We start from the raw sequence: 20,414 nt of genomic DNA on the forward strand, positions 1-20,414 counted from the left end.
CCTTAGTTTAGCCGTTGTAAAATGGCCGACACCTCCTGTAAAACAGCCAAAAATTCCTTAAACCAATACAACAAAATGACAATCTTGACCCCATCATAGACAATGTTCCCGAGTACTTTATAGTTTTGTTCTACAAGTAACATAGACATCCATTGCCCTATATAAAAAAGGCTAGCACTTACCACAATGGCTTTCGCATAAGGCAAAAAAGCTAACGTCTCTAGCAATTGCTTGATGAATGGCAATAGGAGTGTCGAGAACAACATGCCGAACAACAAAAACGAAAACATTACACTAATTAGCGCATGGAGTGGTTGTATGACTTCTTTTATAAGCAATAATAAAAGCAGCATGATAACAGCTATGATGACAATTTCCATTTACACTACCCGGAAGAGGTCAGCCATTGAAAGAATGTAAGGATCTCGTTGAAAAATAGACGTAAAAATCGCAGTAATTCCGCTGTCATATATAAGTAGGCAATGAAAAATAGGAAAAATGAAAATTCTTTCTTTCCTGTTTGATCAAAGAAAACATGAAGAAGCGCAACTACTAGTCCCACTCCAGCGACTCTTAATACGTCTTGTAATTCCATTCATACGCCCCCTCGTGTACAGCAATATATGTTGCTAACCTAAAAAAAGACCTCCATACATATGTATAGAGATCTTGGATATTAATGAAATTAATTTATGCCTTGGCATAATTGCATCCGGATTCGACATGAAAGAAGTTATAGTAATTTTTCAACGATGCTTTTCACAGAGCCTGTTTGTTTCACTAAATAGCTATTTTCGCCCATCCACATCGATAAATATTCGGCATTGCCCCGTTTTGCACTTTCTTTACGAATAGTTGTAGTTAAATCATTTTGCAATGGATATGGTGCGACAATAGCATCCTTCATACGTTCCGTAAAATCATTGGCTAAGCCTCTTGCTGGTTTACCCGAAAAAGCACGAGTAATCGTCGTCTGCTGAGCTTTTGATTGGAGCACGGCATTTTTATAGAGCGGGGAAATTTCACACTCATCAGCCACAAGTAAAGCTGTACCAATTTGAACTGCCTGTGCACCCATTACTAGTGCTTTTTCGACAGCCTCTTTTGTGACAATTCCTCCTGCCGCGATAATTGGAATGGAGATTTGTCCTACTACTTGCTGAAGTAAATCGTATAAATCGATTAATTGCATAGGTTCAGTGAAAGAACCGCGATGCCCACCAGCTTCGCCACCCTGTAGAACAACAGCATGCATCCCCGCTTGTTCTACACGCTTTGCTTCCTCTAATGTAGTAGCTGTGCCAATAACATAAACATCGTTGTCCTTTAAGCGAAGAATGATATCTGCTGATGGAATGCCAAATGTAAAGGAACAAATAGCTACATTTTCATCAAGAACAGCTTGCACTTGTCCTTCAAATACTTCCTTGGACATAACACTTTGCACAGGTGAAAGTCCTAGCTCGTCGTAAAATGGTTGTAAAGCCATTCGAGCCTTCTGAAGAACATCGATATCAATACGTGGCTCTTCCTGTACAAATAAGTTAACTGCGAACGGTTTTTTTGTTAGTTGTTTAACTTCCTGAATAAAGCTTTTCGTTCGCTCCCCATCTAAATAGCCCGCTCCAATTGAGCCTAAAATACCTGCCTCTGCGCAGGCAGCCACAAATTTTGGCGATGTTACACCAGCCATTGGCGCTTGAATAATTGGGGTTGGTATTTCAATAATTGTTTGTAGCATAGTATTCACTCCTTACTTTTATTGTAAACATTTCTTCCAGGTATGACCATCTATCAGATGATAGAAACAAATGTAACGCTTATAAAAAAAGCTACTACCCTTCTATCTATTGTCACAAAGTTCGATTGATTAAGCTTTATATGTATAAGAAAAAAATAAAAACCTACCCTTCAGAAAAGAGTAGGCCGTATATTTTTAATCACTACGCACGAGAAACGTAAGAAGCTTCTTCTGTATTGATGATTAACTTATCACCTTGGTTTACGAAGAATGGCACTTGTACAATAAGACCTGTTTCAAGAGTTGCTGGTTTTGTACCACCAGAAGCTGTATCACCTTTAATACCAGGCTCTGTTTCTGTTACTTCTAGCTCAACAGTGTTTGGTAATTCAACACCTAGCATTTCACTTTGGTATGATTGAATATGAACTTCCATGTTTTCTTTTAGGAATTTTAATTCATATTCAATGGCATCTGAAGCAAGTTCAGTTTGCTCATATGATTCTAAGTCCATGAAAACATGCTCGTCACCTTGTGCATAAAGGTATTGCATTTTACGGTTATCAATTTGTGCTTTTTCAACTTTCTCACCAGCACGGAAAGTTTTTTCGTTTACTGAACCGTTACGTAGGTTACGTAATTTAGAGCGTACGAACGCAGCACCTTTACCTGGTTTAACGTGTTGGAAATCTAACACGCGATATAATTGGCCATCTACAATAATAGTTAGACCTGTACGGAAATCGTTTACTGAAATCATTTGTGTTCCTCCATAGTTTACAAAATAATAAGTTCTTTTGACGAATGAGTTAGTAGTTCATTACCTGTCTCTGTGATTAAAATATCGTCCTCGATACGTAAACCACCGATTCCTGGTAAATACACTCCTGGTTCAATCGTTACGGCCATACCTGGCTCTAGCACCACTTCAGAACGCATCGATAAGCCAGGACCTTCATGTACTTCAAGACCAATACCGTGTCCTAAAGAATGACCAAATGCCGCGCCATAGCCTTTTTCTGTTAAGTAGTTACGTGCAATCGCATCTGCTTGAATCCCTGTTAAGCCAGGGCCTACCTTTTCAAGTGCTAAAAGCTGGGAAGCAAGTACTGCGTTGTACATATCCACTAATTTTTCAGACGGCTCGCCAACTGCCACAGTACGTGTAATATCCGAGATATAGCCATTGTACAGCGCTCCATAATCTAATGTAACAAAGTCGCCTTTTTCAATCACTTTATTCGTTGCAACGCCATGTGGTAAAGCTGAGCGAAGACCCGACGCAACAATTATATCAAACGAGGACTGAGTTGCTCCTTGTTTACGCATGAAAAATTCTAATTCATTCGAAACCTCAAGCTCTGTTTTACCTGGCTTGATGAAGTTTAAGATATGTGTATATGCGTGATCAGCAATTTCACACGCAACCTTAATAATATTAATCTCTTGTTGCGTCTTAATCAAGCGAATTTTTTCAATTAGCCCAGAAATCGGTACTAAATCAGCTTGAATTTTAGTTTTATACAGCTCATATGTGCCATAACTAACAGTTTCTTTCTCAAAGCCCAATAATTTGATGCCCATGTTGTTTACTTGCGTTGCAATTTCTTCGATGATTGTTGCCTCATGCTTCACAATTCGGAAGTCCTGTACTTGCGCAGCTGCTTGCTCTGTATAACGAAAATCTGTGATAAACACAGCATCATTTTGAGAAACAATCGCTACGCCCGCTGTACCTGTAAAACCAGTCATATAACGACGATTGTACCCGTTCGTAATTAAAATGCCATCGATATTTTGTTCTTGAAGTGACTTACGTATCTTTTGTAATTTCAACATAATCCATTCTCCTTCTCAATAAATGTGCGTAGTGCCAGTTCATAGCCTTTCGTACCTAGTCCACAAATTTGACCAAGGCATGCCGGAGCAAGATAGGAATGATGACGGAAAGCCTCACGTTTATGGATATTTGAAATATGTACTTCTATAACCGGCACAGAGATTCCTGCAATTGCGTCATGTAACGCTATGCTTGTATGGGTATATGCACCAGGATTAAAGATAATACCATCATATTTTTCGTCTTCTGCTTCATGCACCCAATCAACAAGTACCCCTTCATGATTAGATTGACGAAACTCGACAGTGGCACCTAAAGACGCCGCAAGATTCTGAACATTCTTCTTCACATCGTCTAGTGTCTCATGACCATAAATATGTGGCTCACGTTTACCTAGACGATTTAGATTAGGTCCATTCAAACATAATAACTTCACGCATATTCGCCTCTTTCTATGTACTTGCCATTTATTTTATCATACAAGATCCAGACAGCAACTAATTTCCTTTTTGTGCTGTGTGCTCTTTCTGATGAAAATTCGCTGTTTCAAGCAAGAATCGTAATAGACAAATAACAATGACCATGAAAGGGATCGATAGTTTTTTAAAGGAAGAAGATTGTAAAGGCAAATCAAGAACAATCCATTCTAATGTGATTGATAAAAAAAGGCCGAGCAAAAAAGAAGTTAGAACAGCCGGGATAATATAGACGTATCTCAATGTAATAAATAATAAAAATCCAATGATAAATAAGACGAGGATGAGAAAGCTCCATTGAAATAGTTTTGAGCTACCTTCAAACATCTCCCACTTTTTATAAAAACCTATCGGATTCCATTTAATGAGATGGAAGTAATGTAGTCCCTTTAAACACAATGCTAAAACAAGTGCACTGACGAGTGATGTAATACTAGCTACTTTCAAGCAAAACCCCCCTAACCTGTACCACGAATTTATTTTCTAACGTTAATCATTTCCTAATTTGTACGATTAGTGTAGCCATATAGAAATTTTACTATGCGTAACTCTAGAGGTTTTTCACTAAATTTAGTACAATGGTACAGTTGAAATATATAAAGAGAGTGGTGTTAGCCTTGAGCAATTCACCTGTTTACGGGGGACAAGCACAATTAGAGGGTGTAATGTTCGGAGGAAAGGAACATACGATTACAGCTATTCGCCGTAACGATGATTCCATTGATTATTATCATTATAAAAAAGTTCAAAATCCTATCTTACAAAAGCTTAAAAAAATTCCATTAGTACGAGGCGTTGTAGCACTGATTGAATCAGCTGGTTTAGGCTCTCGTCATATGCAATTTTCAGGGGATCGTTACGATATTACTCCTGGTGAGGAAGAGGAGCATAAAGAAGAAGGCTCAAGGCTTCAAATGATTTTAGGCGTTGCAGTTGTAGGTATTCTTTCCTTTTTATTCGGTAAATTCGCCTTTACATTAATACCAGTATTTATTGCGGATTTTTTCTCTAAATGGATAGAGGGCAAAACCGGTCAAATTTTACTTGAAAGTGGCATTAAGCTATTTTTACTACTTACCTATTTATATTTTATATCTTTAACGCCACTAATTAAACGAGTATTCCAATATCATGGTGCAGAACATAAGGTTATCAATTGCTATGAAGCTGGTATGGACGTAACAGTGGAAAATGTACAAGCACAATCACGCTTACACTATCGTTGCGGTAGTAGTTTTATGCTGTTCACTGTCTTTGTAGGCATGTTTTTATATTTCTTCGTGCCAACTGATCCACTTTGGTTACGCATTTTGGACCGTATTCTATTAATTCCAGTTGTTCTTGGTATATCGTTTGAAGTACTTCAAGCGACAAATGCATGCCGTAATATTCCCGTATTACGCTTCCTTGGCTATCCAGGCTTATGGCTACAATTACTGACAACACGTGAACCTAAGGATGACCAAGTAGAAGTAGCCATTGCATCCTTCAATATGCTGCTTCAAGTTGAGCAACAACCAGAAATTGCAGCTACTTTGAATCATGATTAAAAATTAAAGAGCAAGTCCAACTGATGCATTTAGTTGGACTTGCCCTTTTTTATAGTTTTTACAATGGCTGTACTGAAATTATTTGCTGCTTTGCTTTCTCGTACTCTACTTCCAATGTTTTGAGTATTTCACGAACCGACTCTCGTTTGACAATATTGGTAACGCCATGTCCGGCAGACCAAATATCTCGCCATGCCTTGACATTAACAAGATGTGTCAAGTCAACGTCCTCTCTTGGCTTCAATGTCGTTGGATCAATGCCCTCCTTCAATAAAGATGGAATTAATACATTAACATGGACACCGCTAAAGGCATCGGTATATAAAATATCAGAGGTATCACTTTCAATCACCATATTTTTGTATTCCTCAGGTGCATTTCCTTCATCACAATCTAAAAAACGAGTACCCATATAGGCATAGTCTGCTCCCATTATTTGAGTAGCTAATACGTCTGCACCGCCAGAGATGGAGCCTGATAAAATGATTGTCCCCGTAAAGAATTTCTTTACCGCAGATACAAAGCCAAATGGGTTCAGTTGCCCGCCATGACCGCCAGCACCTGCACAAACAAGGATTAGTCCGTCTACACCTGTGGCAGCAGACTTTTTAGCATGCTTGACGTTCGCAACATCTGCATAGACCTTAACCGTGCACAATGTCCATAACTCTCTTTGGATTACCTAGTGAAGTAATGACAATTGGTGGCCGGAATTGTTCAATTAACTGTAAATCTTCCTCAAAACGTGTATTCGCTACAGAGTGACAAATAAGGTTGACTGCCCATTGCTCAGTAGGTAGCGCCTTTTTATCGTGAATATCCAAAATACGGCATGATTAATCGCTATTTTGTTTATAAGAAGGCTTTACTGAAAGAAGTCGAACAACTCATGCATGCTAACGTTATTCATGAAAAGAAGATATATTATCTCACTTTTGAAGAACTTCGCGAAATCGTACACACTAATAAACTGGATTATCAGATCATCAGTAAACGAAAAGACGAGTACAAATTATATGAAAAACTTACTCCCCCACGTGTTATCACGTCTGATGGTGAAATCGTCGCTGGTGAATACAAGCGAGAAAATATCCCAGTCGAAGCTATGGTAGGGCTACCTGTTTCTTCTGGAGTTATAGAGGGACGGGTTCGTGTCATCTTAAACATGGATGATGCTGATTTAGAAGATGGAGATATATTAGTAACCTCCTATACTGACCCTAGCTGGACACCATTGTTTGTATCCATAAAAGGTCTAGTGACCAAAGTTGGTGGACTGATGACCCATGGAGCAGTTATCGCACGTGAATATGGCTTACCTGCAGTTGTTGGGGTGGAAAATGCCATCAAACTGATAAAAGACGAGCAACGAATTCGCGTACATGGAACAGCAGGGTATATTGAAATATTGTAATAACTGAATACGTCAAGTTAAAGCCACTGTCATAACGGACGGCATTAAATGCAACCTGTCATGGATAAAAGGACGGTTACCCTATTACCAGACGCGTTTATGTAGTAACGAAAAAAGCCAATTTCTCGATTTTAATGCCGAGAAATCGGCCTTTTTATATTAGAATTTCCTTAAGTTGTAAATCCTCATTTTCCTGACGCTCCCCCTCATCGCAGAGTAAAACAACATCAAAATTGCATTTACGTAACGAAAAAAGTAATGAACAAGGCAATAGTTTTTTCTATTATTAAATCGAATATCATTATTAAAGTTACTTAACATAAAAAAACATTTTTAAAGTACGTAAACACGATTTTTATACTATCTCTTATTCCAGAAAATGGCCCGATTGCTGAACAAGAAAAAATTCTGCATTATCACATCAGGATTTTGATCAAACTTTAATATAAATTATCAAACTTTAATATAAATTATCAACCTTTATTATAAACAATCAGACTTTTTATAAATTATCATATCTGCGTGAAAAATAACTTTGGGCTCTTCGCATGCCTGGTCAATCCGCACTTCAATATCATCATAGTTCTTTCATTCGTTTTCACCATGGATTTTTCCATTATTTATGCGAATAGATTTTCGACGACTGGTCGTTTACACGGGATAAGTGGTTTGGACAACCATCTCCTCCCTAAAGGTGTGAGACTTCCGTAACTGGCGTTTGTCTAAATGAAGATAAAAAAGTACCTATCCGTCTTGTTGACGAGATAGTTTAGATTTGTAATAAAGTTTGATTAAATTAACGATATCAATCTTGATATGAGAACAAAACTAAAGAGCATGTTTTGAAAAAATGATTGATCAAAACATGCTCTTATTTAATGTGATAGATTAAATTCTTTATAAAAAAGTTCGATTATTTTTGAAACCCTCGTTGCACTAAAGCACCCCGTTAGCTCAATTAGTAATACATTATTTAAGCAACGTTTGAAGACTTATTAACAAAGGGGCGTACACAATTAGTGGAATAAGCAAAATTACTGCACCAATTTTTTTATTCCCCTTTTGTAATAATAAAAGAGAAGTCAAGAAAAATAATGGATAAATAATAAAAGTAATTATTAATACACCATCAACTAATTGATACAGTTTTCCTGTAAATGCATTTATGAATGGGATTGAAATCCATTCTAGTACGCAAAACGCAATAACCAATATCCACAACCATTTAAGTGTCATCACTAATCACCCCTAAATTTTTGATTGGTCAAAAAAGTAAAAACTCTTTTTCCACTTTATCATCAATTACATTTCAATTTCTTGTGTTAATTTTACCAAATATACCCAATTCTTGATCTATCCTTTTCCCCTTTTAGACAATTGATTACTATAATAAATCACCTCTTAATCTAAGCAACCAAGGAGATTCTAAAATGAACGACTTTCAATCATTAGATATTGATATAGTTTTAGCAAATAGATTAAATGAGACACAAAGTACGCACACTCTTAGTTTAAATCGAAAAACTTAGACACTAAGTTTACACAGTTTGTAATAAGGTATGACATTTTACAAAATACATAATCATTAACTGATAATCCAAGCTCTTTTCTTTCTTTTCAGCAGAGCATTGACAACAAATGTTTTTAATCTTACCTTTACTCATAGTAAAATCCTTATAATATTTTATCTTTTTACACTTTGAACATTCTTTATATAGATGACAAATAAGCCTCTCATGTTGGATTGGAATAAAGTTTTGTAGGATGTTTAAGACCTAATTCATCTGCAATGACAATTGTTTCTTCCAACGGCAATAAAGGAAATTGTTCTCGAATATCAACAACGAAATCAGAATATTCAGTTAAATAAAAGTAGTTTCGTTCCAATTCTGATAGAAATTCATGCTGTCTATTTTTTTTAATACCTTTTAAACGTGTAGACCGACCTTTAGAAGACACATCTTGAATGTTTAACCATGGTCCAACTCCAGAGCCACGACCTTCTTTAATCCACTTTTCTATTTTAGATGTTCTAGTTCGTTTTGACATGAAAACACCCCTTTAGATTAATATTATCCAAAGGGGTAAAACGGTGCAACTTTTTTACAAACGGTATAACTTTATTTTAAACGATACATCTTTTTTATAAACGGTACGACTTTATTTCAAATCAACAGATAGACACTTTTTATTATTTTATAAGCCACATTTTAACTGTGCAGCACAGTTTGTACATGTATTACAGCCACCGATTTCTTCGACCGTTCCTTTACGGCATACAGGACAAGTATTTCCTACATCCGAACCAACAACTGTTGTCGATTCTAATGCTTGAATCGTATCTACTAATACAACAGGACGCTTCGTTGGTACTTCTACTAACTCTTCCTCAAATGATAGTTGATCCATATCATTTTCTTCAGCTTTCAGTGTAAGTACTTGTGAATCACGGCTACCATCTACATAGACCGTACCACCTTTAGCGCCACCGCTATATAAGCGCTCGTACACTTTTTCAACTTGTTGTACTGTATAACCTTTTGGTGCGTTTACAGTTTTTGAAATTGATGAATCAATCCATTTTTGGATGATACATTGTACATCAGCATGTGCTTCTGGTTTTAACTCCATCGCCGTAACGAACCATTCAGGAAGTTCATTCTCATTAGCTTCCGGATGACGTTCTAAATATTCTTGTACGATTTCTGCTTTTACCTCGATGAATTTACCTAGGCGACCAGAACGGTAATATGTGAATGAGAAGTATGGCTCAAGACCCGTTGCCACACCAACCATTGTACCAGTAGAACCAGTTGGAGCTACTGTCAGTAAATGCGAGTTGCGAATACCTGTTGTTAAAATTTGCTCTTTAATGTGTGCAGGCATTTTTTGCATAAAGCCTGTTTCAGTAAATGCTTTACGTAAACGTGCTGTTTCTTCCTCTGTTGCTCCTACAAGGAATGGGAAGCTACCGCGTTCTTTTGCAAGCTCTGTTGACGCCTCATAAGCAGTTTCAGCAATCGTTTTAAAGATTTCATCAACTAGCTCATTACCCGCTTCTGAGCCATATTCTTTCTCACAATAAATTAGTAAGTCCGCTAAGCCCATTACGCCTAAGCCAACACGACGCTCTCCTAGAGCTTGTACACGGTTTTCTTCTAAGAAGTATGGTGTAGCATCAATAACATTATCTTGCATACGAACACCAACACGAACTGTTTCACGCAGTGCTTCGTAATCAATTGTTTGATTTTCTTTATTCGCAAACTGTGCTAAGTTAACAGCTGCTAAGTTACACACAGAATATGGTGCAAGTGGTTGTTCCCCACATGGGTTTGTCGCTACAACGCTTTGACCATAAGCTTTTGCGTTTGTCATGTCATTGGCGTTGTCGATGAAGAAAATACCTGGCTCTGCAGAGTACGTTGCACAAACGTTGATTAAATTCCATAATTCCTGAGCTTTAATCGTACGATATGTGCGTACTTTATAGCCCATTTTCTCCCATTCGCGCACATCTCCAACTTTATGCCACTCACTGTTGTAAATAGCCATCTCTTCTTTTGTATATTCTTCAACAGCTGGGAAACGTAGCTCAAAGTCAGCGTCATTTTCTACAGCTTGCATAAATTCTTTTGTTAATGTTACAGAAATATTTGCACCAGTTAAAAACTCTGGATTGTGAACAGTATACGTACCACCGTCGCGTAATTTGTTTTCCGCTTCACGAATAATACCCGTATCAAAACCGCCTAAGCCTTCGATATTTTTATAGTTCACAATGCCTTGATACATAGCTTCCTCTTGGGATGAAAGAGGCTTAAAGTTTAATTTTTCTTTTGCTAGACGAATAATTGTTTTATCCGTTGTATTTTCGATTAGGTATCGTAGAATACGTGGATTTTGCATTTTTGAAATAATAAATTCCACGATATCAGGATGCCAATCTGCCAGCATAATCATCTGTGCCCCACGCTTTTTGTTACAAAAAAATATTTTAAAATACTTTTTTGATGTGGTCATTTCTGCCACATTCTTATGCTTTCACATAAGATCAGACTATATCATCAAAGAAGGATTTGATTTTTTCATATTTTCTATTGAGTTGTAAGGAACCATGACCGTATAACTTTCGAACAATCTTTAACACATCAGCTTTTCGATTAATGAATAAGTCAACGCATCCTTGTTTTGGGTAAACTTTATGGACGGTTAAAGCTAGTTGTTGATTATGCAAAAATTGGAGTAATGATAAAAGCATTTGACGATTACCTGTAAAACCTATTCTCCCACGCTTGGAAAAATGACCATCTGCATCAAAAAAACCTCTTAAATAAGTCCATTGCAAATCCTCATTTTTAAAATCAATCCAACTTTCAAAACCTGTTTTTCGAGGTGTAATACCCAACCTCATTAAATCATTGCACATTTCTGTTGAATTAATTATTAAAGAGTATTTGTTTTGTTCATTTGGTGCACGGCGTTTACGGAATTTAATCGCTTCTTGCATAGACAGTTCTTTTGCGATATCTTCAAGCAGTTGCCGGTCCTGTTCAGCAAGTGATAAAACTATACGTTTCGATTTACCACGATCATATATAGTACCATCACCTGTAATATAACCTACTAAATAAGCCTTATTCGCTGTATTGATATTTTTAAAGTAGTGTTCATCATAATGATACTTCTTATTTTTCAGCTTTCCTGCTTGCCCAGGCTTTCTCGCTTTAAAAAGCTCTAGCTCTTTATTCCATCTAAGGATTGTTCCTCTTCCTATGTGAAGTGTTTTTGCAATATCAACTTGGCTCATACCATTTTCATGCAACTCAATAATTTTTTTAATCAATCGTTCTTTGTCTCGCGCCTCGTAAGGACGTCTCCGTACAATACGATTTACTTCTTCCATGCTTCCACCTCCGATGTGGTTCAAAGTTTAGGAAGGTTCAATAGTCGTTGAACGTTCAACTACGTTTCCATAGATGCTTCGCTGCTGATTGCCCAATCTTTTCTTTTTTCAAGCATTCACGCCTAACTTCACAGTTTACGTTGTAGCAAGAAAAGCTCTCAGGGTGTTCCAGCAATTCACGAGATTTTAATCCCGCCGTTTTCGGTTAACGGGAACCACCTTGTTCGACAAGATGAGTCAGTTTAGCAATATCATCTAACCATGAAACGGAACCAGATGATTTACCATTTACACCACGTGCTAAAGTGTTACGTGGACGCAATGTTGAACCATTTGTCCCTACACCACCACCGCGGCTCATAATTTCCATCACTTGCTTACGGTGATCACTTATTCCTTCACGTGAATCTGCTACAAATGGCATTACGTAACAGTTGAAGAAAGTTACATCTGTTTCAGATCCTGCTCCGTAAATAACTCGTCCAGCTGGAATGAATTTTAATGATACTAGCTGCTCATAAAACTTCTCAAACCATTCTTGGCGTTTCTCTGGTGTTTTTTCAACAGCAGCAAGTCCTGTTGCATTTCGTTTTGCGATTTGTTCATAAAATATTTCAAGAGGCTTTTCTAGCACGTCAATTGAACGCGTAATCACACCCGTTTCTTGCTCTTTCGGATCATCTAAAGCACTACGGTAATCTTCCTCAATCAAAATTTCTGCTGTTTTCGTAGACATATCAAGCTTTTGGATTGTCCCTAAACCACGTGCAGGGAATTTTGGATCTGACTTCACTGTTAATACGACAAAATCACCGGCTTTTAACGTTTTCTTCTCCGTATCCTTAAACGAGTAGCGATCGATCATCACAAGTCTTGATACACCTTTATGCGTAATGTGCATTTCAGATGTTACAGGATGAACCTGCGGAAATTGTTCAATATCTTTGTTTAACTGTTCAAATTTGTTTACTTCGGGTTGATGATTTGTAAGTACCATCGTTTTGCCTCCCTTATTTTCTGCCTTACATAATAAATACACAATATATCGTGTCGCTAAACACTACATATTGTGTATGTTTCTTTAAAAAAGATACTATATATAGTTTTTTAATGCAACTCTTGCAATTTCGAATAGAATCCGAACTGCTTGTTATCACAAGGGTTGAACGATAAAAAAATATTTTTCTTATACCATTTTTTATTTTTTGAAGTTCCAATCATCACATGCATATTTTTTTTCTTCAAGTGCATGCACATATTCTAATTGCTCCTCAGAAAGTGTAAATGGTTTTAAATCAATTTGCAACGATTTTGCAAAACCATCACGAAAAGCTGTCACACATTGTTTAATAGTCACGGGTTCTTTTACAAGGCTATTGATAGCAACTGCTTTTTCCGGTAGCTTTCTACGCATACGTTCTTTAGCTTCTTCACTTGAAAAATTGAAAACAGACAATAATTTCTCTTGATCTAAATCTAGTAAAATGGCTCCGTGCTGTAAAATAACACCTTTTTGACGAGTTTGTGCACTACCAGCTATTTTTTTACCTTCTACGACAAGCTCGTACCAGCTTGGCGCATCAAAACAAACTGCACTTTTAGGTTTCTTTAAGTCTGCTCTTTTTTCATCTGTATCAGGCACACTAAAATAAGCATCCATGCCTAGATTATGAAAACCTTGCAATATACCTTCACTTAACACTCTATATGCCTCTGTCACTGATTCAGGCATATTTGGATAGCTTTCTGTAACAATGACGCTATATGTCAACTCATGTTCATGTAAAACGGCTCTACCGCCTGTTGGTCGACGAACAAAGCCTAGTCCTTGTTTTCGCACTGCCTCTAAATTGATATCTCTTTCCGCTTGTTGAAAATAACCAATCGAAAGAGTTGCTGGCTCCCACTCATAAAAACGAATGACTGGTGGAATTAAACCTTCACTATGCCAATCAAGTAATGCCTCATCTAATGCCATATTAAAAGAAGGGCTACATTTCCCTGAATTTAGAAAATACCAAGTTGTCATATTTTCATCTCCTACGAATATTAAATTAACCTTTGCGAACGTGTACAAAATAATGCTTCTCAAAATTTTGACACTCTGCGTTTAGTTCTATTCTTTATTGAAGTAATCATCCACCCAAGTCTATGAATGGAGTGGAATGATTCTGTGACCTTTCACTAATAACATCCATACATATAGATAAATTAATTCTAGCCACAATCTAATTAATTTTATCAAACTCATTGGACTATCGCTAGCGCATCTTTTATAATAATAAAGAAGATAGAAAGGGGTAAGAAATTTTGTTGAACATACTTATCACAATCGGTGTTATTTTAGTAGTTGTCATTGCATATATCGGCATCAATGCCCTACGACTAAAAAAAGCCGTAACAAACCTAACACAAGAACAATTTATTGAAGGCTATCGTAAAGCACAGCTTATCGACGTACGTGAACAAAAAGAATTTGATGCTGGTCACATTCTTGGTGCACGTAATGTTCCTTCGACTACTCTACGTCAACGTTACAAAGAAATCCGCCCAGATTTACCAGTATATTTATACTGTCAAAATACAGGCCGTAGCTCACGTGCTGCTCTATTTCTAAAAAAACGTGGCTACAACCAAATTTACCAACTTCAAGGCGGCTTCCGTACTTGGACAGGTAAAATAAAGTCCAAAAAATAATTAATGAAACAAAAATCGATAAGGCAGTAGTGACTAATATAAATTAATTCATTCATAGAAACTAAATTAATTTATTTATATTTGCCTATGTCGCTTTGTTTTACACAGAAAGAAACCATCTCAAATGACTATGAGATGGTTTACTTTTTTGCAAAAAATTCTGAGTTTCTACTATATTATATTTACAGGTGTGTTGATTAACCACTTTTATCCACCCTAATTAATTAGAAGGCGCTGATTTCCGCTACGGGCTACTCGCTTTCCCGCGGGAAGCTTTGCTCTGCGACGAAAGCGAAGCGACAGGAGCACTCGAGTATCCCTACGCTACAATCAGTTAAAAATGGGAATATATTAGCAAAATAGCAACAAAAAATCCTTTTATCGCTCAATAATAAACCTATTTTTTCCTAATCAACACTCCTGTTATATTTATTGTTTAACGTCTGATAAGTTCGTTTTACAGAAAAAGGTAAAGTAACGTGAGTTAATATACTTCTCACATTCACATTCCCTAGCCAAAATGCAAGATGCCTCCCTCGTATTTCCAATAACCCACCTACTTTAACACTTTATAAGCTCATCACCATAATGTGTGGTTGATTTTCGTTCCGACTGGGGCTTCGCTGCAGGGTCTATCTGAGACGCTGATCCCCAAGGAGTCGCCCAGTTGGAACGAAGATCAATTATACAAAAGGCATACATTTTTAAAAATTTCATCCATAATTTTAGGGAATGCGCCATTTTATACCACAAATTAAATATTATCCATATTTTAACGTATGTCTAAAAATACTATTTTTCGTAAAGTATTTACCTAGACGAGCTCCAATCTTCTTTTTTTCTGAAAATGACTGAAATTTATCCTTGAATAATTAGGAAGGCACTGATAGGATTTATAATATCTTAAAATAATGTCATCAAGACATACAATACAAGCTATGAATGCTATGGATTACACTATAGCAGGAGCAGTTCTGGAGAGAGCGCAATTTGCGTCGCCGAAGGGTTCACTATCTCAGGCAAAAGGACAGAGGAGTAATATTAACTTTCATCATGAAAGCTATACCACGCGATGTTTAACTTTTTATATCCGACATCCACAATTGGTATTTGTTATTCTGACGTTTACGAGACTAGTGTCACTACTAGTCTCTTTTTATTTTCCAGTCATAGTTTTTACTCATCTTTGAGGGGGATTAACGTGGAACAACCACAATTAAAACGTGATTTAAAAAATCGCCATGTACAGCTCATTGCTATTGGCGGAACAATAGGTACCGGTTTATTTTTAGGATCAGGTAAAGCCATTGCCTTAGCGGGTCCTTCCATCATTTTTGCCTATCTAATTGTCGGAACTGCCCTATTTTTTGTCATGCGTGCATTAGGTGAACTGTTATTATCAAATGCTGGCTATACATCATTTACTGATTTTGCATCCGAATACATAGGACCTTGGGCAGGTTACATCACTGGCTGGACTTACTGGTTCTGCTGGATCATGACCGCTATGGCAGATATTATTGCTGTCGGCGTTTATACACAATATTGGTTTGATATACCTCAATGGGTGCCAGCAATTGGCTGTTTAGTATTGTTATTAACTTTGAATTTATTAACTGTAAAACTATTCGGTGAGCTAGAATTTTGGTTTGCCCTTATAAAAATCATCACAATTGTTGCACTGATTATTATTGGACTAATCATGTTATTTACAGGCTTTCAAACAAGCACTGGCACGGTTACAGTTGAAAATCTTGTGGCACATGGCGGGTTATTCCCGAACGGCCTATACGGCTTCCTAATGGCATTCCAAATGGTTGTTTTCGCTTTTGTTGGTGTCGAATTAGTAGGAGTTTCTGCTGCAGAAACGGCTGATCCTAAAAAAAATATTCCTTCTGCCATTAACAAAATTCCCATACGCATTTTATTATTCTACGTAGGTGCGCTATTTGTTATTTTATGCATTAATCCTTGGCATGAAATGTCTGCCTCAAGTAGTCCGTTTGTACAAGTATTTACACTAGCTGGCATACCAATTGCTGCAGGTATTATTAATTTTGTCGTTCTAACATCTGCTGCTTCGGCGGGTAATAGTGGTTTATTCTCTACAAGCCGCATGCTTTTTAATCTTGGCAGCAACAAGCAAGCTTCGCCATCGTTTGCAAAGCTAAATAAAAACAGTGTACCAAGTAACGCACTCGTTATTTCTGCAATTGTTGTATCCGCAGGGGCGTTATTAAGTAAATTGATGCCTGAGAACGCCTTTAGTGTTGTTACAACGATAAGCGCTATTTGCTTTATTTGGGTGTGGAGTATTATTTTAATCTCTCATATCATTTATAAACGAAAAAATCGTGCACTTCATGAGGCGTCAATTTTTAAAGCACCTTTTACTCCGTTCGTAAACTATTTAGTACTTGCCTTCTTTGCATTTCTATTAGTAGTTATGTTCATTTCAGAGGCAACACGTACAGCATTACTTTTAACACCAATTTGGTTTATTATACTAATGTTTATTTATAAAATGAAAAGAAAGAAACCAATAGACTAAGAAGGACTGTCCTGGATAGTGACACTTTAAAGAAAGTGAAACTATTCAGGGCTTTTTTATTGCAAATTAACGAGTATAATCAAATTATCGGTCATTACCAGAACATGGAATGGAGTTGATTTACGTTCCGACTGGGCGCTTTACTGCGCTCCAATCAAGTTATATACATTGCATACGGTTTCATAAATATCATCCATTAAGTTCAGTGATCAACTAATTTATTGGAACAGATTCTCTTTATTTTCCTAAATTAACATGCCTGTTATTGTAATTTGAAAAAGGAGGGAATTTTATTAACAATAAAGTAGTTATTTCTATCACCCTATTGTTTACCGTTATCTTAGTTCTAGTATTATTTTGGTTTGACAACATACTATTAGAGGGATATGTCTTAACAAAGAAAGACGATAACGGGTTACAAGTGTTAATTAGCGAAAATTCACCAACAAAACTAGAGAATTTAGACAGCGACACAATCAATGAAATGGCCACTAAAAATCGCACGATGATGTGGGTTCCAGTAGACAAATCTATGTACATACAAATTCAATTAGGACATAAGCTGAATGTTGAATACGATGGTATCTTACTAGAATCATTACCGCCGATTATAGCTAATGTGGAATCTGTAAAAATTGCTTCTAAACATAAATAAAATCACAAAAAAGATGACTTCGTCTATTTACTGAAGTCATCTTTCTTTGATTGCTTAAAAAATATTCATATTCCACTCGGTAGCGATATGCTTTAGTAAATTCACTCCTGCTACACTGTTCCCGATTGTATCAATCGCCGGTCCATAAATGCCAATACCGCAGCCAGCAGGAAAAGGTGAATCTAAGCCTGCGTGACTTGGTACAGCCACAAGAATTGCTCCAGAGACACCACTTTTAGCAGGTAACCCTATAAATGCTGCAAATTTACCAGAAGCATTATACATACCGCAAGTAACCATCAATGCCTTCGCTAATTTTGCTACTTGCTTTGGAAAGAGCTGTTTATTTAATAGAGGATGATAGCCATCATTGGCGATTACTAAACCAATCATCGCCAAATCCGAAACATTTACTTCAATAGCACATTGTTTCAAATAAACCTCCAATGCCTCTTCTACAGGACAGTCTAAAAAGCCAGAATCCATTAAATAATAGGCTAATGAACGGTTTCGATTAGCAGTTTGCCACTCGGATTGATAAACCTCTTCATTAACCTTTAATTCCTTGCCCACGATTTGTTCTAAAAATTGAAGGATTTTTGAAACCTTCTCTTGCGGAGAATTTCCGTCAAGCATAGAGGATACTGTAATTGCTCCTGCATTAATCATTGGATTAAAAGGTTTTCCAGGCTGATGACTCTCTAGACGAATGATTGAATTGAAGGTGTCACCTGTAGGTTCAACATCTACTCGTTCTAAAACATAAGGTAATCCTCGTTCCATACACGCTAAAATAAATGTAACGACTTTTGAAACACTTTGTAGAGTAAATAGTTCAGTTGTCTCTCCGGCTTTCATTTCATCATTATTAGTACCGATAATCGAAATCGCTAATTGATTTGGATCTTTTTCCGCTAAAGCGGGAATATAGCTTGCGCATTTCCCCTCTTTAGCATAAGGACGAAACTGTTTCACCCATTCTGCCGTAAGGTGATTATTATGATTGATATGATCTGTCGGCATTTTGTGATCTCCTTTCAAAAAACGGCATCTTACGCCATAGCTACTCAATAAGTACACTTAACTAAGAATAAACTTAATAATAGGCAAAAACAGAGCCTCCATAGTTTACCCTATGAAGACTCTATATGGAATAACTTTTTACAGTTTTGGAGGCTTAGTACCTTCTGGAATTAGCGAAACATAAGTCTCTCCATCCAGACGTTCTTTCCATTCTTTTTTAGCTTCTTCAATAAGTGCTGGATTATCAATTAAATCAACAGCAGTGCAGGCCATAACTTTTGCTGCCTGTAACATCCCTTTATGTGCTATTGGCATAACCCCCTGTGATACAACCTGCCAAGTATGAAGTGGTGTACCAAGTGCCATACATACCGTTGTACATTGAACAGTTGGGACATTCCAACTTACATCGCCAACATCTGTTGAACCGCCCATTATAAATTCAGGTAGTACACTAGGTATGTGATTAGCTATTACTTTATCTTTTAGCTGTACCACATCATCTTTTTTTAGACCTAGTAATGCTGTTGCCTGAACTTCTGGAGAGAAAGTATTGAAAATAGTTTGTGCATGCTGCTCATCTTCTATTGTATAATTTGGCATACCTATTTCAAGTAATTGTTTATTCATAATATTATAAAGTGTTTTATTTGGAATAAGATTTGATGCAGATCCTTCAAAATCGATTTCTAACGATGTTTCGGTCATTAATGTTGCACCTTTAGCTATGTTTTCTACACGTTTATAAATCTCTTGTACCTGCTGTTTTTTAGGTGCTCTTACTAAGTAAGTCACCTCTGCATATGGTTGCACTACATTCGGTGATGTCCCACCCGAGTTTGTCACTGCATAATGCACACGTGCTTCTGGAACAACATGCTCACGTAAATAGTTTACCCCTACATTCATTAATTCAACAGCATCTAATGCACTTCTACCAAGATGAGGTGCAGCAGCTGCATGTGCGCTTTTTCCAGTAAATTTAAACGTAACTGCATAGTTTGCTAGAGAGTTACAAGTCATCACTGTTGAAAAAGTACCTGGATGCCAAGAAATTGCAATATCTGCATCATCAAAAATACCAGCCTTCGCCATATAAGCTTTACCTGAACCATTTTCTTCTGCAGGACAGCCATAAAAGCGAATCGTAGCAGATTGATTATTTTGCTCTAAGTAATCTTTAACAGCTACTGCCGCAGCAAATGCTCCTGTGCCCAATAAATTATGCCCACAACCATGACCATTCCCGCTATCCTCTAGCGGTTCACATTGAGTAGCTCCACCTTTTTGACTTAATCCTGGTAAGGCATCATACTCACCAAGAAAAGCAATAACAGGCTTTCCAGAACCATATGTTCCAACTAGTGCTGTATCAAGCCCTGCAATTCCAAGTTCTGTTGCAAAGCCTTCTTTTTCTAAAGCTGCCTTCATATACTGAACAGATTTTTTTTCTTGAAAATGAAGTTCAGGTACAGCCCAAATTGCATCACTTAATGCAATGCTTACATCTCTTTTTGCTTCAATTAATGACGAAATTTTTTCATGAAAACTCATTTTTATC

At 37.0% G+C, this 20,414-nt stretch carries 18 protein-coding genes, 4 pseudogenes and 1 riboswitch; of the genes and pseudogenes, 5 read left to right on the forward strand and 17 right to left on the reverse strand.

Features of this window, described 5'->3' with window-relative positions; genetic code table 11:
- Positions 1-2: 2 nt before the first annotated feature.
- The 7 genes from FJQ98_RS18135 to FJQ98_RS18165 all read right to left on the reverse strand — a co-directional run bounded on the left by FJQ98_RS18135 (position 3) and on the right by FJQ98_RS18165 (position 4,504).
- Positions 3-380, reverse strand: a complete 378-nt coding sequence (locus tag FJQ98_RS18135) for a hypothetical protein (protein WP_053597056.1) — start codon at positions 378-380, stop codon at positions 3-5.
- A gap of 5 nt (positions 381-385) precedes the next feature.
- A complete protein-coding gene (locus FJQ98_RS18140; RefSeq protein WP_012295089.1) occupies positions 386-595 on the reverse strand; it encodes a hypothetical protein in 210 nt (69 codons plus the stop codon).
- 138 nt (positions 596-733) lie between these two features.
- Complete coding sequence (locus tag FJQ98_RS18145; protein WP_053597055.1) at positions 734-1,741, reverse strand: NAD(P)H-dependent flavin oxidoreductase; 1,008 nt, start codon at positions 1,739-1,741, stop codon at positions 734-736.
- Positions 1,742-1,943: 202 nt separating this feature from the next.
- Positions 1,944-2,501 carry an elongation factor P gene (gene efp, locus FJQ98_RS18150; RefSeq protein ID WP_053597054.1) on the reverse strand — a complete coding sequence of 186 codons (558 nt, stop codon included), beginning with the start codon at positions 2,499-2,501 and terminating at the stop codon, positions 1,944-1,946.
- 17 nt (positions 2,502-2,518) lie between these two features.
- The gene (locus FJQ98_RS18155) at positions 2,519-3,580 is read right to left on the reverse strand and encodes a M24 family metallopeptidase (protein WP_053597053.1); all 1,062 of its coding nucleotides are present in this window, start codon (positions 3,578-3,580) and stop codon (positions 2,519-2,521) included.
- A complete protein-coding gene (gene aroQ / locus FJQ98_RS18160) occupies positions 3,574-4,017 on the reverse strand; it encodes a type II 3-dehydroquinate dehydratase (protein WP_053597052.1) in 444 nt (147 codons plus the stop codon). The genes FJQ98_RS18155 and aroQ overlap by 7 nt, the downstream gene beginning before the upstream one ends.
- 61 nt (positions 4,018-4,078) lie before the next feature.
- The gene (locus FJQ98_RS18165) at positions 4,079-4,504 is read right to left on the reverse strand and encodes a hypothetical protein (protein ID WP_053597051.1); all 426 of its coding nucleotides are present in this window, start codon (positions 4,502-4,504) and stop codon (positions 4,079-4,081) included.
- 131 nt (positions 4,505-4,635) lie between these two features.
- On the opposite strand from FJQ98_RS18165, the gene FJQ98_RS18170 reads away from it, so the two are divergent.
- Entirely contained in the window at positions 4,636-5,607 is a 972-nt protein-coding gene (locus FJQ98_RS18170; RefSeq protein ID WP_053597050.1) for a DUF1385 domain-containing protein, read from the forward strand.
- 58 nt (positions 5,608-5,665) lie between these two features.
- Here FJQ98_RS18170 and FJQ98_RS18175 read toward each other — a convergent pair whose 3' ends face one another.
- Together FJQ98_RS18175 and FJQ98_RS26920 are read right to left on the reverse strand one after the other, a co-directional pair.
- Complete coding sequence (locus FJQ98_RS18175) at positions 5,666-6,265, reverse strand: NAD(P)H-dependent flavin oxidoreductase (protein WP_053597049.1); 600 nt, start codon at positions 6,263-6,265, stop codon at positions 5,666-5,668.
- Positions 6,252-6,431, reverse strand: a complete 180-nt coding sequence (locus FJQ98_RS26920; protein WP_241774650.1) for a hypothetical protein — start codon at positions 6,429-6,431, stop codon at positions 6,252-6,254. Before FJQ98_RS26920 ends, FJQ98_RS18175 begins: the two co-directional genes overlap by 14 nt.
- Here FJQ98_RS26920 and FJQ98_RS18180 point away from each other — a divergent pair.
- Positions 6,416-7,021 (forward strand): annotated as a pseudogene (locus FJQ98_RS18180) (PEP-utilizing enzyme); the annotation flags it as partial. The gene FJQ98_RS26920 and the pseudogene FJQ98_RS18180 overlap by 16 nt on opposite strands.
- A gap of 969 nt (positions 7,022-7,990) precedes the next feature.
- On the opposite strand, the gene FJQ98_RS18185 reads toward FJQ98_RS18180, so the two are convergent.
- The 6 genes and pseudogenes from FJQ98_RS18185 to FJQ98_RS18210 form a co-directional block, all read right to left on the reverse strand.
- A complete protein-coding gene (locus tag FJQ98_RS18185) occupies positions 7,991-8,257 on the reverse strand; it encodes a hypothetical protein (RefSeq protein WP_053597047.1) in 267 nt (88 codons plus the stop codon).
- A gap of 522 nt (positions 8,258-8,779) precedes the next feature.
- Positions 8,780-9,070: pseudogene (locus tag FJQ98_RS18190) on the reverse strand (heteromeric transposase endonuclease subunit TnsA); the annotation flags it as partial.
- A gap of 147 nt (positions 9,071-9,217) precedes the next feature.
- Positions 9,218-10,999: pseudogene (locus FJQ98_RS18195) on the reverse strand (vitamin B12-dependent ribonucleotide reductase); the annotation flags it as partial.
- A 76-nt stretch (positions 11,000-11,075) separates the two neighbouring features.
- Positions 11,076-11,927, reverse strand: a complete 852-nt coding sequence (locus tag FJQ98_RS18200; protein ID WP_082340421.1) for an LAGLIDADG family homing endonuclease — start codon at positions 11,925-11,927, stop codon at positions 11,076-11,078.
- Between the two features lie 208 nt (positions 11,928-12,135).
- Positions 12,136-12,924 (reverse strand): annotated as a pseudogene (locus tag FJQ98_RS18205) (ribonucleotide reductase N-terminal alpha domain-containing protein); the annotation flags it as partial.
- A 201-nt stretch (positions 12,925-13,125) separates the two neighbouring features.
- A complete protein-coding gene (locus FJQ98_RS18210; RefSeq protein ID WP_053597045.1) occupies positions 13,126-13,956 on the reverse strand; it encodes a lipoate--protein ligase family protein in 831 nt (276 codons plus the stop codon).
- 284 nt (positions 13,957-14,240) lie between these two features.
- Here FJQ98_RS18210 and FJQ98_RS18215 point away from each other — a divergent pair, with 284 nt between their 5' ends.
- The 3 genes from FJQ98_RS18215 to FJQ98_RS18225 all read left to right on the forward strand — a co-directional run bounded on the left by FJQ98_RS18215 (position 14,241) and on the right by FJQ98_RS18225 (position 17,830).
- Complete coding sequence (locus FJQ98_RS18215; RefSeq protein WP_053597083.1) at positions 14,241-14,624, forward strand: rhodanese-like domain-containing protein; 384 nt, start codon at positions 14,241-14,243, stop codon at positions 14,622-14,624.
- Positions 14,625-15,588: 964 nt separating this feature from the next.
- A riboswitch (glycine riboswitch) is annotated at positions 15,589-15,665 on the forward strand.
- A gap of 160 nt (positions 15,666-15,825) precedes the next feature.
- The gene (locus tag FJQ98_RS18220) at positions 15,826-17,175 is read left to right on the forward strand and encodes an amino acid permease (RefSeq protein WP_053597044.1); all 1,350 of its coding nucleotides are present in this window, start codon (positions 15,826-15,828) and stop codon (positions 17,173-17,175) included.
- Positions 17,176-17,500: 325 nt separating this feature from the next.
- Positions 17,501-17,830: a DUF3221 domain-containing protein gene (locus FJQ98_RS18225; protein ID WP_053597043.1), complete on the forward strand. Its 330-nt coding sequence runs from the start codon at positions 17,501-17,503 to the stop codon at positions 17,828-17,830.
- 54 nt (positions 17,831-17,884) lie between these two features.
- On the opposite strand, the gene FJQ98_RS18230 is transcribed toward FJQ98_RS18225, so the two are convergent.
- On the reverse strand, positions 17,885-18,853 hold the full coding sequence (locus FJQ98_RS18230; RefSeq protein ID WP_053597042.1) for a glutaminase: 969 nt from the start codon (positions 18,851-18,853) through the stop codon (positions 17,885-17,887).
- A gap of 138 nt (positions 18,854-18,991) precedes the next feature.
- A complete protein-coding gene (locus FJQ98_RS18235) occupies positions 18,992-20,407 on the reverse strand; it encodes a M20 family metallopeptidase (RefSeq protein ID WP_053597041.1) in 1,416 nt (471 codons plus the stop codon).
- Between the last annotated feature and the right edge of the window lie 7 nt (positions 20,408-20,414).

The sequence above is a fragment of the Lysinibacillus agricola genome (genome assembly GCF_016638705.1).
GTDB classification, from domain to species: Bacteria; Bacillota; Bacilli; order Bacillales_A; family Planococcaceae; genus Lysinibacillus; species Lysinibacillus agricola.